Below are 14,824 nucleotides of genomic sequence, written 5' to 3' on the forward strand. Positions count from 1 at the left end.
GGGGCCCGAAGTCGCCCATTCCCCACAGTTGCCAGCCGGGCATCGCCGCTCTTTCGGGAGCGGCCTTTCATTGAGGGGAGATGGGGATACGTGATGCCCTTTTCTCTGTGTCATCGCCGCTCTTTCGGGAGCGGCCTTTCATTGAGGGGAAAACTACGGGCCCGGCCTGTTCGAAATTATCCACTATCGCCGCTCTTTCGGGAGCGGCCTTTCATTGAGGGACGGATCGGAAGACCCGCAGCACGATTCTTAATCATCTGATCGCCGCTCTTTCGGGAGCGGCCTTTCATTGAGGGGGCTGACGCGGCATGATGAAGCGCTGGATTTGCTGAATCGCCGCTCTTTCGGGAGCGGCCTTTCATTGAGGGGCCCGAAGTCGCCCATTCCCCACAGTTGCCAGCCGGGCATCGCCGCTCTTTCGGGAGCGGCCTTTCATTGAGGGCGTGCTGATGAGCATAAGGCTGTGTTCGAGTCGGTGTACCGCCGCTCTTTCGAGAGCGGCCTTTCATTGAGGGTGATGCTCGATGGTGATTTCCAGCTTGCGGGACGTATACCGCCGCTCTTTCGAGAGCGGCCTTTCATTGAGGGTTGCGCCCGTCAGCAATCGCCTGCTGTGCCTGCTGCACACCGCCGCTCTTTCGAGAGCGGCCTTTCATTGAGGGGCACGGTTGAAACGGGAAGGCAAACTCGCCACCCTACCGCCGCTCTTTCGAGAGCGGCCTTTCATTGAGGGGACGCAAACGACTTTGACTCCGGCGCACCCATCAACGTCGTCGCTCTTTCGGGGGCGGCTTTTCATTGAGGACAGGGAGGTTGCGAACTTCACCCAAGCCTAGGTCGGTAGGGTCGGCACTCGGTTTCACGGGTGCCGACCTTTTTCTATTAGTAGTCCCGAGCTACCTGAACCTAAGCCTTTGCCCCAACCTCCCCGGAAGAAACCCCAGCCGCCCTCCGCACCTGCAGCGCGCCGACGAACCCGAGGGCCAGGAACGCGGTGGCGGCGAGGAGGGACCAGCGGGCGGCGTCGGCCATGCCCTCGCTGAGGGCCTGCACGACGGCTGCGGTTTGGTCGTCGAATGCGCTGGCTTCGCCTTCCATGCGGAGTTGGGTGATGGCGGAGCCGGCGGATTGGCGGGTGGCGGTGGAGGTGGCGTCGGCAAGGGGGCCGGTGATGCCGGCGGCCGTCAGTGTTTTGGGGAGGGTGATGGCGAGGGCCATCGAGAAGACGGAGCCGGAGACCGCTGTGCCCAGGGCCGAACCGACTTGGCGGACGGTGCTTTGGGTGGCGGAGCCTTGGCCGGAGCGCTGCACTGGGATGTCTCGCAGGACGGTGCCGGTGAGCTGCGCCGACGCCAAGCCGAGGCCGAGGCCGTAGAGGGTGAGTGGGGCTGCGATGAGCCAGCCGCTCGTGTTGGCGCCCATGATAAGGGCGAGGATGATGACGCCCACAACCTCAAGGGCGAGGCCGATCAGGACGGTGCCCGGCGCGCCGAAGCGGGCGGCGACGTGGCGGGCTGCCGCGCCGGAGAGGAACGCGCCGACGGCCATCGCGGCCAGGACCAGGCCGGCGGACATGACGGACAGGCCCAGCGCATTAATGAGGTAGAGCGGCAGGATGAAGATGATGGCGAACTCGCCGATGGCGACGGCACCAGCGGTGATGTTACCCCAGGAGAAGGTGGAGTAGGAGAACAGGCCCAAGTCCAGGAGCGCGGAGCGTTCCACGCGCTGGCGGTGCTGCTCCCAGCGGATGAAGAGGGCGAAGGCCACGGCGGAGATCGCAAGTGCGACGGGGACGGGGGAGACCGGGGCGGTGGTGGGCCAGGTCCAGCCGAACACGCTCAGAGGTTCTTTGGGGGTCCACCAGCCGAGGTCGGGTGCCTCGATGATGGCGAAGACGAGAGTGCCGAACGCGATGGCGCTGAGCTGGGCGCCGTCGACGTCGATGCCGGGGAGCTTGTCGGGGCTGCGGGTCTCGCGGACGGTGAGCACCGCGCCGATGGCGACGAGCACGCCGATTGGCACGTTGACCAGGAAGATCCAGTGCCAGGACACCCACTGCGTCAGTGCGCCACCGGCCAGGGGGCCGACCGCGGCGGCGCCCGAGATCACGGCGCCCCACACGCCGAAGGCGGCCGCGCGGTACTTCCCGCGGAAGACCGCGTTTACCGTCGAAAGGGTTGACGGCATGATGAGGGCCGCGCCGACGGCTTGCACTGCACGGGCGGAAATGAGGGTCGAGGCGGACGTCGAAAAGCCGGCGAGGACGCTGCCCGCGACGAACACTCCAAGACCCACGAGGAAGGCGCGCTTGCGGCCCCACGAATCCGCAATCTTGCCCGTGGACAGCAACAACGCGGCCAGCAGCACCGCGTACAGGCTGTTCACCCACTGTGCCTGGGTGAGGTCCAGGCCGAGGTCAGTAATTATCGACGGCAACGCCACGCCAACGATCGTGCCGTCGAGAACGATGACTCCGAGCCCCACCGAGAGGACGGCGAGGCTGATCCAGTCGCGACGCGTTGGCGTGGTGACCTCTACTTCGCTCATCACTAGCGCCTTACTGATTCTGGCTCAACAGTCTTGAGCGCGCGACCGAGCGCCGCCATAAACAGGCCAAGCGCAACCGTGATCGCGATGTGACCCAGGCCCGCGATGCCTGCGATCATCGCCGTGGACTCCTTGCCCTGCACAGTGAGGATGCCGTGCCAGACCATCATGCCCGAGGTCATGAGCACGCCGACGTTATACACCCAGAAGAACCACGTGAACAGCTTGCCCGACCGCGACACCCGGAACAGCTTCTCCAACACCAAGAAAATCAACGACATGATGAACCCGAGCACCAGCAAGTGCGTGTGCGTCACCCCAAGCTGCGTGAACTGGCCCTCCGGGAAATCATTCGCGCGGGTGAACTCGCGGTAGAACAACCCCGCGCCCAGACCAAGCACCAAGTACAACACTGCTGCTCTGTACAACTTCTGCACCTTGCACACTCCTTCTACAACCGCCGACACCGGCGGGATATCCATTGACACCATCAATGGTGCTGGAGCGGCCGCAGAAAGTAATCGCGCAGCAGGTTGAACATTGCGTCAACCGATCGGTTGAGTGGGGTTAGCGGGACGTAATAAGGAACCCCGCGAGGCCAAGCAGCACGGCGACGGCAACCACTAGCGTTTCGATAAGCACCTGCCGCTCTTCATCGTTGAGGTCAATGCCCTGCTCGCGCTTCGAAGAGATTTGTTCAAACTGGCTCGACGTCCACCCAGGTTCGTTTTTGATGAGCGGACGCTTTTCCGTCAGCGGGGTGAATGTGCCCGGCGCGTCCTCGCGAAGGCCGCAGGAGGACGGATTCTTCGGCATAAACTTAGGTGATTCGGTATTTGTTCTGCACGGCTTGTGAGTGAGCGAATCGAATTCCCACGTAAGCTTTGTGATTTTGCGCCGCCCTGCCTGCTCTGTAGAACTCTGGGTCCCGCCGATTGAAAGCACCCCAAGGAGCCCTGCAGGTTCGCCATTCTTATCGACGAGCCACCCTGGGCCACCAGAGTCACCGGAGATCGGGGCCTCGTCCGCAACTACACTGGTGACGCCGTCAGCTGCACCTTCAATTACCCCGCACACCACCTTGCCCATCTGCCGGGAGTTCATACACGCACGCATCCCCTTCATCAGCGAAGGGTAACTGGCAAGCGCGTCACCTGAATAGCGATTATCACCAGCAACAATGTCGCTGAATAGCTGTACTGCCATCACGTCATCGTTGAGGTAATTAAAAGCTCCATCCTCGGGAGGCACTGCAGAACGCGTGGTCTTGCCCACCGGAATATTGCCCTTGGTGTAGACGAGCTCGCCGGGGGCTTCCCCAAAACAGTGCCGCGCAAGGTACACAGTATGCGACTTCTTATCGACGTACCCCACCTGGCACTCACCGTTTCGGCGCCCTACCGCATCCCCCTGGTTCACGACCACCGGGCCGTTCTGCTTGCTCGACGAACCCGAAGAGTCCGACGAACCCGAAGGCTCCGAGGATTCCGCCTGAGCCGGCACCGTCAAACCTGTCACCGCCATCCCAGCCACGAGAGTTGTTGCCAGTACTGTTTTCATGCTTCGCACGTTGTGCTCCTTTGGGGTGCCGCTTGGGTGAGCGGAGGGGGCGTCGATACGTAAGAAACGATACACTACCTGCATGAATAAAAAGAGCATTAGCGCGATAATTGCGCTTGCCGCTGCGCTTGTCGGCTGCGACGACGAGCCCGCCGACATCTCCGCCGGTTTCTACGAGCCCGAGCACGGCCTGTACTGCGCCATCGACACCGCCGAGGAAATGCTGGACTGCACCATGCAGCTCGTCGACGCCCCCGGCTCCCAGTACCCCAACGAGTACTTCGGGGAGCCCACGAACTGGCTGTACTTCGACCCGGTGGTCGGCTTCGTTCCCTCCCACGACCCCGACGCCGCCTACCCTGAGTATGGCCACGAGCTGCAGCCCGACGAGCACCCGCGCTGGCGCGACTGGGCCGTCACACACAACGGGGACGGCGGAGTGATCGTGACGAAGGGTGCGCACTGGTTTAACGTGAAACATGGCGAACTCACCTTATCGACGCCACCACTGAAGGACCCCGAGCATGTTTCCGCAGGGCAGAACGCTCGAGTCGGCGACTACTGCGGAACCGTGCAGGCCGCTATTAGCGGGGAGGGCCTGGACGTAATTGCGATTGAAGACGGCACAGACTGCGAAGCGTCGACCACCGCAATCGGCACGTTTGTGGCGCCGGACAGCGTGACCATGACCGGGTGGGAGTGCGACCGGAGCGGCTACGGCCCGTGGAGCTCCCGCGACCACGACGGGATGCCCGTGTGCCGCGACATCACCGGCGACGCCGGTGCCGTCCAGCTGGCGAAGTGGACGGGTTAAGGTAAGGCCATGAAGAAGATTGGCGCAGTGGCGGCCGCATTCGGTATCGCCGCTGGTTTGGTGGCGGGCTGCGCGCCTGCCGAGCAGCAGGAGATCACGATCACGCAGCGGCCCACCCCGGAGGCGGCGCCTGCGGAAGCAGCGGGGGAGGAAAGCTCGGCGGAGGAGGCGCCGTCGCCTTCGGCAAAGCCGTCGAAGTCCCCGAAGCGGGAGAAGTCCGGCAAGTTGACGGAAGTCGATGGGGAGGAGTTCGCCTATGGCGTGGGTGGATTTGACTACTACATCGGCATGCCTGACCAAGACATGTATTGCCTTCCGGAAACATCTACAAAGAACTTTTGGTGCATGGCAGAGTTCAGTGAACCCGCACCTGCGCTGAAGAATTCCGACGAGTTTTCCGGTCAGCAGCTTCCAAATGCGGTCAGCTATCAACCGGCTGTCGGCTTCGAACCAATCGGAACGCTGGCAACCCCACTTGAGACAGACGTTCACCCCCTCGCACCCGGCGAAACAACCACCATCAATGGGTTCACCTTTGAGAATCAGGGCTCCAAGGTTACCGTCACGCGCGGCATACATACCTTCACCATGGAGGACGGCCAGTTCTCGGCTAGTACGCCACCACTCGCCGACGCCACCAAACCTGCAGGTAAAAACGCCTCCGAGGGCTCCTACTGCGGTTCCCTCGAGCGCGGGTACGGCATCATCGCCCTCGAGGACGGCACCGACTGCCCGGCGGCGCTAGCAACGTTTGAGGACTACCTATCCGGCTCTCCGAAGGGTGGATCGCCACAGGGACAAGCCCAGTTCTACACCGCACCCGATACCGGCTGGGGTTGTGCGCGCGGCTTCCGCTTTCCGTGGGAAGAGAACATCGGCGCCAATATGAAGCCAACCTGCAGCCCGAAGAATGGCGCTGGTGGCTCGGCAGCAGCGCTGAGCAAGGAGGACGTGCGCTAGGCCTCCCTGGCTCCTCAGCGGCTGAAACGCGTTCCTCCTAGAACGACCAGTGGTAGTCAGCTATTTTGTGTTCTGGCCACCGGCGGTCGTGCCGCTCGTCGATGTGAAGCATGGTCCACACATCGTCGATTTCGGATCCGTAGTGGCGAGCGAAGAGGACCGCCATCGAAAATTCCGTATCGATGACGGCTTCCTTCCACATTTGAAGCCCCTGCATCTCCTCGTCGGAGTAGCTCACAACTCTGATGTAACGGCCTTGTTCCAGTGGTTTTCCTGCTCGGGTAAACGAGCGTGGGTAGTGCACGTACGGTGGTGTCTTAAAACTGTGTCCCCAAAACTCAGGGTATCCCTGGTAGTACAACAGCACAGTTGGCCACCCACAGCCTGACGTGTGTTGGGCTCGGTGGATCAGTTGATTGTTGCGAACTTCCGGACCAGTGTGATCGATTTTCTCGCCGTCGCAAAAGTAGATGTGCTCAGACTGAGCGGGATAGGAATGCACACGGTACACCTCGAAATCAGTGAACGGGCCCTCGGCGTCCGTGGTACCTCCGCTGTATTTCATGCAATCGAACGTCACCTCCGTCGAGGTGTTGTGCATCATGAGGCTTCTCAGCACGCCAGAAGCACTCAGGTCTGTAATATCTTCGAACTCGGTAAGCCCCTGGTTTTCGCAGAAGTCATCCCACAGCGGACTATGCATGTTCAGTCTTCCTTCCAACATCGTCTATGTGTGATCGTCAACAGGATTAGTGAAAACACAGAGTTTTCCGTTAAAGGTGTATCGAGGGCATTCAAATCGGCCGATCGCAAACCTATACCCACCATAACTGGCTTTATAACCCCATTCGGGAATCGCAAGGCCGATGCCATCTACCTCCGTAAAATATGTTCCAGCTTCTTTAGGAATGTCGTACGGAAAGCGGCTTGCATTGTTTAGACCAGGCCGGGTAACTTCGCCGGTTATCTCCTCTCCTGTTCCGTCTAGGCGCAAGCGACGATCATTCCTCAAGCGGGTACCAAGCTGGAAAGTGAAGTCCGGTAAATCCAAATTATTGACACTCGTGATCACTTCTCCATGCCTTCGTTGAGTTAACTTGTCAGTAATAGTCCACCCAAAGGCCCGCGACCATTTGGGTTCAATAGGTGCGACCGGTGATATTGGTTTTGTTTCCCCAATACAAAATTCGATCTTTTTACTGATCCTGTAGTCTGAATAGCGGTATGGTCCCCAAATTTGACCTGATGCGTACACATCACATTCTACCCCTTTGGGTTCTATCGCTCCTGCCACAGCTCGTAATTCGGTGACCGGCAAATTTTTAGCAACATCTTTCACCGTGGGCATTCCAAAGTAGTTGTTACCATTAGCACTAAATGAAATTCCACGGTTTGAGCACATAAATTGCACTCCGTCTAGAATTCCGTACTCTGCTGCGATTCGAGCAACAGCATTGAAGCATGAGAACGGCTGCCAAAACACATTGGGGTCCGCATAAAGAACCCCACCCTCGAAACGTTGCTGTTGAACTCCTTGATCGTTGATGAACATATCCTCGACAGGATAGCCGTAGCCACTGGCTTGGTAGCCTTGCGCAGCCCACGAAGCCAGTATCCCGCCCCGAACCGCATGCGCTCCCACCGCGGGGGTCCAGTAGATCATGCCACCCTCAAAGACGTTATAACGTCCAATTCCATCTGGAGTGGTCAGTTCATCACTTATAGGGTAACCAAGCTCGCTGTTTTGAGCTCCCATGGATTGCCACTTATCGTAGATCGCGCCCTGTATGCTGGCCTGCGAAGCTGGCAGTGCATTGTGGGTGTAGACGTGACCCCCCTGGAAGTCCTGCTTGAACCACTGGTCCCCTAGAGCCATGTCACTAGTGGTGGGGTAGCCGAGGAATCCTTGTTCCCAGCCATGGCGCTGCCAGACTTTCGAGACAGGAATGCTGACGCTATGTGCACCGGTTTTAGGATGCCAGTAGATGTATCCGTTAAGAAATTCCGAACGCTTGCCTACGCCGTCCGGATTGGTCTTTTCGTTAGACTTCGGCAGATTAAGGAAACTCGCCGGACCCCCGATCTGGTCATACTTGATTTTGATCGCCCCACAGACCTTGAACCAGGATGGCCAGTAAACGCTGCATCCCGCCGCAGCCCGCAGGTTAGAAACCTCTGTCGACTGCAAATAAGCCTCAGTCGTCTCTGCGTTGTCCGCATCGACCTTGCTGAAATCCTCTGGGATCGCCTCGTAATCAGAGCGCATCTGGCCTTCAACTATCGTCTCTTTCGGATAGCTCGTGGAATGCCATCCCTCCAGGCCGTGTGGGTCAAGATCGTCATCAGACACCTCATTAACCTGATAGTCTTCAGCTCCGGGCGGGGTGGGGAAGCCCCACTTTGCGAAAGGACCACTCATGCCATCGTCCGGAACGTAAAAGCCACTGTCGCTAGTTGACAGGTCGTCCGTTGGGGTCTCATAACCTGCAACATCGCTATTAGTCAACGAGCTTTCTAATTGCGGGAAAGATTGAGCACGAGCTGGCGAACCAAATGAAGTAGCGAGAAGGATACTCGAGACCATCGCGGCCAGTCGGATTAAAGTTTTAGGCACAGCTACCCTTTCGGTAGAAGTGATTGTGACAAGCTAACAACCCGACATCTACTGTACCAAAGTTGCAAGAGCCCTTAACTCTCTTTAAGAAGGGTTCTCGCAAACAAAGAGAATAGGGCGAAACAATGACACGGTAAAAATAAACACCGCTTGGCCTCGACCATACGCCTTCCACCACTCGTCCCCTTGTAAACGAATGAGTTTTCTTTACAACTTGAGCCCATCCACGAACTGCGCGATCATGGGCTCGCCCAGCAGGTAGGCACCGTAGAGGCCCAGCCCTGCGATGCCGATCACGATCGACAGCGTGAGCCCAAGGACCATGTCCTCCTGCTGACGGCTCAGGGGTTCCCCGGCCTTGATCTTCGCGGACAACACCTCAAACTCGTTGGCCGCCCGCTGGGTCCACGGCAGCCCAGGTGGTCGGGTAGCGGTGGCGGGTGCGAGGAGGCCGGGGGCGTCGTCGTGAATGCCGCACGACTTCGGCTTGGCTGCGAGGTACGTGGGCGCCTGCGTGCTGGCTTTGCAGGACTTATTGGTCACAGAGGTGATTTTCCACTCGTACCAGGTCTTGCTCGGTGGGGCTTCGACGGTGCTGGTTTGCGAAATCACGCCGAGGAAGGACACCGGATTGTGGTCCTCGTCCACGAGCCAGGCGGGCCCGCCCGAGTCGCCCTGGATGAAGGTCTCGTCGGCCTCGACTTTGATCACGCCGTCGCCCGCGCCCTGGATATGCCCGCACACAACCTTGCGTTGCTTCACTGAGTTCGCGCACACTTCCATGTCGGCTTCGAGGGAGTCGTAATCGGCAATTGCATCGCCCGAAAACAGGTTCTGGCCTGCGATGATATCCTCGTACAGTCGCACGGCCATGACGTCGTCGTTTTTGAAGCGGGCGTCGATAAGCCCGGCGCGAGTGCTGTAGCCCACCGCTTGACTCTTCTTGTACAGGATCTCTCCCGCGTCCTGTGAGAAGCAGTGGCGCGCGACGTACGCAGTTTTCGATGCCGCGTCGACATAGCCGACCTGGCACTTCGTGATGCCCACCTCAACAACATCACCCTGGTTCACCACGACGCCGGCGGTGTAGCGCACGGAACTGAGGTCCGCAGCAGCGTTGGGAGCGGCGGCGCCCGCTAGCGCCAGCGTTGCGGCTAGCGCTACAGCTCCGAGTTTAGTTGCGCGTTGCACCTGCGCTCCTTTTGGGTGAAAAGCAACATAGTTAAAGACATCTTAGTCTAGTCCACCGCTACGTTTCTCATGTTTCACGTGAAACACACCGGGGTTAACCCATAGACCCGGGCACACCACCGCTGTACTATGGGGTCAATCTTTAGGATGATGAAAGGGAAATCATGCAGGAACAGCCAACAACCGAGGAAATCTTCGCAGCTCACGAGGGCGGAAAGCTCTCCATCACCTCCACGATGGAGGTGAGCACCATGCGCGATCTCGCCATCTGCTACACGCCGGGGGTAGCGGAAGTCTGCGAAGCCATCGCGCAGGACCCCGCCCAGGCGCGTCGCTACACGGGCGCAGGGAACACCGTCGCCGTCGTCACCGACGGCACCGCGGTCCTCGGACTCGGCGACATCGGCCCCCAAGCATCCCTGCCCGTCATGGAGGGCAAAGCCCAGCTCTTCCAGCAGTTCGCCGGACTGAACTCCTTCCCAATCGTCCTCGATACCCACGACGTCGACGAAATCGTCGACACCGTCGTGCGAATCGCGCCCTCCTTCGCGGCCATCAACCTCGAAGACATCGCCGCGCCACGCTGCTTCGACATCGAACGCCGCCTCGACGAACGCCTCAACATCCCCGTCATGCACGACGACCAGCACGGCACCGCCGTCGTCATCTATGCAGCACTGCGCAACGCCGCGCGCGTCCTCGACCGCACCCTCACCGACCTGCGCGTTGTCATCTCCGGCGCCGGCGCCGCGGGCATCGCATGCGTCGACATGCTGCTCCACGCCGGCATCCGCGACATCATCGTCCTCGACTCCCAAGGCCCCATCCACGCCGACCGCGCCGGCCTCACCCCCATCAAACAGTCCCTCGCCGCGCGCACCAACCCCCGCAACATCCACACCGCCGTCGACGACGCCCTCCGCGGCGCGGACACCTTCATCGGCCTCTCGCGCGGCCACATCACCGAGGAGCAAGTCCTCCTCATGTCTGAGGCACCGATCCTGTTCTCGCTGGCCAACCCCACCCCGGAAATCGATCCGGAAGTCGCGCGGCGGCACGGAGGGGTCGTCGCAACGGGGCGCTCGGACATGCCCAACCAGATCAACAACGTCCTCGCGTTCCCCGGCATCTTCCGCGGCGCCATCGACGCCGGCGCCACCCGCATCACCCGCCCCATGCTGCTCGCCGCCTCCGAAGCCATCGCCTCACTTATCGACGCCCCCACCGCCCACAACATCGTCCCCCAAGCACTCGACCCCCGCGTGGCACCGGCCGTCGCGAAGGCGGTCGCGGAAGCGGTGTAACAGAACAGGTAGCAGGGGGCGATAGTCGCAGTATGAAGAACACTGCACTTGCTAGCGGCGCCGCAATTGCCATCGCCGCATCCACGCTCATCGCCCCACAAGCCACCGCTGCCACCGCTGCCACCCAAGTCGCCAGCGGCACCTTCACCTGGCCAATCAAGCAGTCCCTCCTGCAGAAACTGAACAAGAACGCCAACCTGGTGACCGGTGCCGGCGTCTACGCCAAGGACCAAGCCGTCTTCGATCCGAACGCCAACCTGGTCACCTTCCCCCTCGACGTCGCTGACACCCGCCTCGACGCCAACGGCAACGGCGTCCTCCACTTCGACGGCGAACTGAAACTGCACGGCACCGGCGCCCCCAAGGTCGACATCGACGACATCAAAATCACCATCACCGGCACCAACGCCACCATCACCGGCGACATCGAATCCGGAACGGTCATCGAACGCGAACACAACGACGTAGTCCTGGGCACCTTCCAACTCGACAACGCCATCGACCCATCGCAGCCCAACTTTGCCGCCAAGGCCCGCCCTGTCACCTACGGCGTCGGCATCACGCCACTCGGCCTCAAAGCCGGTGAGACTCCGTCCGACGCCAAGGCTGACCTCAACCTGACCTTCGGAAAGGCCGACCTGAGCTCCCGCCTCGACATCGACACCGAGGACAAGCTCAAAGCCGCAGGCATCGCCCTCGGCGTCCTGGCGGCTCTCGGTGCCATCGTGGCCGTCGTAGCAGGGCCACTGAAGGACCTACTGCCGTTCGACCTGCCTGTGAAGCTGCCGTTCTAAAACAGTGGTTCACCCACCGGGTGCATCTCACCGCCACCCTGCAACGGCCACGGGAAGAACCCAACGTGGCCGTAAAACAGGGTCAGGCCGAGGAACACCCACATCATGCCGATGATGAACGTCACCGGCACAAACACCTTCCGGGCAACCGGGCTGGTCAGCACGAACGGGGAAAGCAACGCCGAAAGCCCCGTACCCACATACAAGGTAAACACCATAAACGGCTCAAGCATCGAGCCCGCCAACAAACGCGCAATCGGCTCAACCTCTGGTGGACGCCACTGACCAAAATGCATCCCGGCGATACCAAACATGATCAGGCCAAACCCACCGACCGCAGCCACATACAGAATCGGGCGGAGCGTAGCCACCCAGTCCAAATCACGAATACCGCGGTCAGCACGATCCTCTGCGCGAAGCACGGCAACACCAACGATAAGTGTCATCACACCATAAAATGCGGCCGGTTCACCAAACGTCACATTATCGACCGCACAACAGAACACACCCTCGATCTGTTCCAGCGGCCACGTGAGCATCATATGCACACCCGTCATCCCGAGAAACGCACCGAGGAACACGAACGCCCAGCCAAACCCAGACACTGAGCGGTCTCCGGCTTTCTGCAACGCACGCATAAACAGCGGCACCATCAACATAATTACACCGACGACCAGCCCCATCGTCGTGTTGTACGTAATACCTTGCATCAACATGGCCCTAGCTCCTCTCCGCCAACAAGTACTGACGAATCGTCATCAACGCAATCATCGAGCAAAAGGCAATCGTCCACGTCAGCGCCCCAAGGTCCTCACCCTTCACGCCGCCCATGACCCAGAAAAACAGCCCACCGACCACGACAAAGAACGTCAGTAGCACCCAACTCGCCGTGAGAAGTTTCGACGCCCACCGCTGCGTCTGATCATCAACCGACACCAGCTCTTTGCCTACATGCATAGTTGTCCTACTTTCACTCAAGAACTGCAGTACGCACGTACTGCTAAAAAATGAGGATACCCTAATTATGGCGTTTACCTTGGATTATTTGCTTCTTTTCCCGCGGGCTTTACAAGGGAGAAAATTTGGCTATAATAAATGTCGAGCCTCCTGCCCACGGATTCCCCCCGAGTCCGGTTGAGCACTCAACACCCCCCCCATTTTCGAGTGCGAGAGCGCAGGGGGTTCACTCTTTTTCTTTTCGAGGTTCCCGCACCAAATTCCTGGATTTTGGGAAGCGGCGTCGGCAAAAGACCAGGTCGTTGAGACTGCGTGAGGGAATGTGGTGCGTACACAGAGGCCTCAGTGCCAAGAGACGCATGTTTGAATTCCGGCCTCCACATTTCCTCAGGTCATAAATGTGCTAGATGTTATCGGTTGCGTTGTTTGGCACTGGCACGCCGAGATACGACACCACATTCCTGGATTTTGGGAAGCGGCGTTGACAAAAGCCCAGGTCGCTGAGACTGTGTGAGGGAATGTGGTGCGCACCAAGCACGGACTGACACCAAATTCCTGGATTTTGGGAAGCAGCGTTGGCAAAAGCCCAGGTCGGGGGGTTGGCCAGGTGGGAATGTGGTGCGTACGCAGAGGCCTCAGTGCCAAGAGACGCATGTTTGAATTCCGGCCTCCGCATTTCCGCAGGTCATAAATGTGCTAGAGGTTATCGGTTGCGTTGTTTGGCACTGGCACGCCGAGATACGACACCACATTCCTGGTTTTTGGGAAGCGACGTTGGCAAAAGACCAGGTCGTTGAGACTGCGTGAGGGAATTTGGTGCGCGGGGAGGGGCGGGTTCGGGCATGGGGGTGTCGGTGGGTACACTGCTGGCGTAATCACAACCCCTAAGAAGGAGTCTTTTCCTATGCGTCACCACGCCGTAGCCGCAACGTTGTTGACCGCAACACTGCTGGTCACCGGGTGCACCGCCGAAAACTCAGCAGAAAACACAGCCAAGACTGCAACAGAGACCACAGCGACCACCACCCAGGAGGACACGACCCGCCTGCTCACGGACATCGACGGCACAGACGTGAGGGTGCCGAAGCAGGTGACGCGGTTGGCGGACACGTGGGACGTGAATAACCAGTTCGTGCTCATGCTCGGCGGCGGGGACACCCTGGTGGCTACCACTGAGGAAGCGAAGCGGCTGCCATGGCTGACGAAGATCTACCCGCACGTGACTGAGCTGCCGACGCCGGCATCGGGAACCCGGCTCAACGTGGAAGAGCTGAAGAAGGCCGACCCGGAGATGCTGCTGACCTCCTCGAAGGAACAGGTAGAGGCTGCGCAGGCGCAGGGGATCCCGGCGGCGAGGGTCGACTTTGATGACTTTGAGCAGCTGATGAAGTCGGTACGCATTACGGCGAACGCGCTGGGCACCGAGGAGGCCGACCAGAAGGCGACCGAGTACGTGAGCTACATGGAGCGCAACCTGAAGATGGTCGCGGACCGCCTGGGCGGCATGCCGGGGGAGAAGAAGCCGAAGGTGCTGCACGTCGTTGGCGGGGATGACGTCACGCAGGCGGACGGGCCGGACTCCCTGGTGGGGGAGTGGATTGCAGCGACGGGGGCTCGCAATGTGATCGAGGAGGTTGTGGACGTCACGACCGTCACCCCGCAAGACATTGTCGACGCCGCTCCGGACTTCATCATCGTGGGCGGTATGGAGGCGCAGCTGGGCGTCGATAAGCTGGTGAATGATCCTGCACTGGCGAACGTGCCTGCGGTGAAGCAGGGCAACGTGGTGAAGAACCCGGTGGGGACGTCGAACTGGGGCCGCTACTCGGCGGAGGAAGCGCTGCAGCTGCTGTGGGCAGCGAAGCTGTTCCACCCGGAGAAGTTTGAGGACGTCGACCTGGTTGCTGAGACGCAACAATTCTACTCAACGTTCTACGGATACGAGCTGAGCACCGAGGACGCGCAGCGGATCCTGGACGGCGAGGGCCCGGCGGCTTAAAAAAGGGTTAAGCGACAAAATGTGTGCTTTTTTGGATATGGATTCCAGGTCCTGCCTGGGCCTACGGCGGGACAGTGCTCG

The 14,824-nt window shown here is 60.0% G+C and carries 13 protein-coding genes and 1 CRISPR repeat array; of the genes, 5 read left to right on the top strand and 8 right to left on the bottom strand.

Annotation, left to right across the window (positions count from 1 at the left end; translation table 11 throughout):
• The first annotated feature begins 41 nt into the window (after window positions 1-41).
• Window positions 42-805: direct repeats of the CRISPR family, unit length 36 nt; unit sequence ATCGCCGCTCTTTCGGGAGCGGCCTTTCATTGAGGG.
• Window positions 806-906: 101 nt separating this feature from the next.
• The 3 genes from KBX13_RS11175 to KBX13_RS11185 form a co-directional block, all read right to left on the bottom strand.
• Window positions 907-2,550: an MFS transporter gene (locus KBX13_RS11175; protein ID WP_256022224.1), complete on the bottom strand. Its 1,644-nt coding sequence runs from the start codon at window positions 2,548-2,550 to the stop codon at window positions 907-909.
• Window positions 2,551-2,552: 2 nt separating this feature from the next.
• Window positions 2,553-2,987 (bottom strand): DUF2871 domain-containing protein, encoded by a 435-nt coding sequence (locus tag KBX13_RS11180; RefSeq protein WP_256022225.1) that lies wholly within the window; start codon window positions 2,985-2,987, stop codon window positions 2,553-2,555.
• 130 nt (window positions 2,988-3,117) lie between these two features.
• Window positions 3,118-4,194 carry a hypothetical protein gene (locus KBX13_RS11185; RefSeq protein WP_256022227.1) on the bottom strand — a complete coding sequence of 359 codons (1,077 nt, stop codon included), beginning with the start codon at window positions 4,192-4,194 and terminating at the stop codon, window positions 3,118-3,120.
• Here KBX13_RS11185 and KBX13_RS11190 point away from each other — a divergent pair.
• Window positions 4,193-4,924 carry a hypothetical protein gene (locus tag KBX13_RS11190; RefSeq protein ID WP_256022228.1) on the top strand — a complete coding sequence of 244 codons (732 nt, stop codon included), beginning with the start codon at window positions 4,193-4,195 and terminating at the stop codon, window positions 4,922-4,924. The two genes, KBX13_RS11185 and KBX13_RS11190, sit on opposite strands and share 2 nt — an antisense overlap.
• 9 nt (window positions 4,925-4,933) lie before the next feature.
• Window positions 4,934-5,884, top strand: coding sequence for a hypothetical protein (locus tag KBX13_RS11195; protein WP_256022230.1), 951 nt, complete (start codon window positions 4,934-4,936; stop codon window positions 5,882-5,884).
• Between the two features lie 37 nt (window positions 5,885-5,921).
• Here KBX13_RS11195 and KBX13_RS11200 read toward each other — a convergent pair whose 3' ends face one another.
• The 3 genes from KBX13_RS11200 to KBX13_RS11210 all read right to left on the bottom strand — a co-directional run bounded on the left by KBX13_RS11200 (window position 5,922) and on the right by KBX13_RS11210 (window position 9,689).
• On the bottom strand, window positions 5,922-6,587 hold the full coding sequence (locus KBX13_RS11200) for a hypothetical protein (RefSeq protein WP_256022231.1): 666 nt from the start codon (window positions 6,585-6,587) through the stop codon (window positions 5,922-5,924).
• 24 nt (window positions 6,588-6,611) lie between these two features.
• Entirely contained in the window at window positions 6,612-8,498 is a 1,887-nt protein-coding gene (locus tag KBX13_RS11205; protein WP_256022233.1) for a hypothetical protein, read from the bottom strand.
• Between the two features lie 207 nt (window positions 8,499-8,705).
• Window positions 8,706-9,689: a hypothetical protein gene (locus KBX13_RS11210; RefSeq protein ID WP_256022235.1), complete on the bottom strand. Its 984-nt coding sequence runs from the start codon at window positions 9,687-9,689 to the stop codon at window positions 8,706-8,708.
• 164 nt (window positions 9,690-9,853) lie between these two features.
• On the opposite strand from KBX13_RS11210, the gene KBX13_RS11215 reads away from it, so the two are divergent.
• Both KBX13_RS11215 and KBX13_RS11220 read left to right on the top strand, forming a co-directional pair.
• The gene (locus KBX13_RS11215) at window positions 9,854-10,993 is read left to right on the top strand and encodes an NADP-dependent malic enzyme (protein ID WP_256022237.1); all 1,140 of its coding nucleotides are present in this window, start codon (window positions 9,854-9,856) and stop codon (window positions 10,991-10,993) included.
• A 32-nt stretch (window positions 10,994-11,025) separates the two neighbouring features.
• Window positions 11,026-11,787: an HtaA domain-containing protein gene (locus KBX13_RS11220; protein ID WP_256022238.1), complete on the top strand. Its 762-nt coding sequence runs from the start codon at window positions 11,026-11,028 to the stop codon at window positions 11,785-11,787.
• Here KBX13_RS11220 and KBX13_RS11225 read toward each other — a convergent pair.
• Window positions 11,784-12,503: a DUF981 family protein gene (locus tag KBX13_RS11225; RefSeq protein ID WP_256005789.1), complete on the bottom strand. Its 720-nt coding sequence runs from the start codon at window positions 12,501-12,503 to the stop codon at window positions 11,784-11,786. The two genes, KBX13_RS11220 and KBX13_RS11225, sit on opposite strands and share 4 nt — an antisense overlap.
• Window positions 12,504-12,507: 4 nt before the next feature.
• Window positions 12,508-12,744, bottom strand: coding sequence for a hypothetical protein (locus KBX13_RS11230; RefSeq protein ID WP_256022240.1), 237 nt, complete (start codon window positions 12,742-12,744; stop codon window positions 12,508-12,510).
• A 904-nt stretch (window positions 12,745-13,648) separates the two neighbouring features.
• Between KBX13_RS11230 and KBX13_RS11235 the strand changes: the two genes are divergently transcribed.
• On the top strand, window positions 13,649-14,743 hold the full coding sequence (locus tag KBX13_RS11235; RefSeq protein ID WP_256022241.1) for an ABC transporter substrate-binding protein: 1,095 nt from the start codon (window positions 13,649-13,651) through the stop codon (window positions 14,741-14,743).
• Window positions 14,744-14,824: the final 81 nt, after the last annotated feature.

Origin of the sequence: Corynebacterium sp. CCUG 51687 (genome assembly GCF_024453995.1) — a bacterium.
GTDB lineage: Bacteria > Actinomycetota > Actinomycetes > Mycobacteriales > Mycobacteriaceae > Corynebacterium > Corynebacterium pseudogenitalium.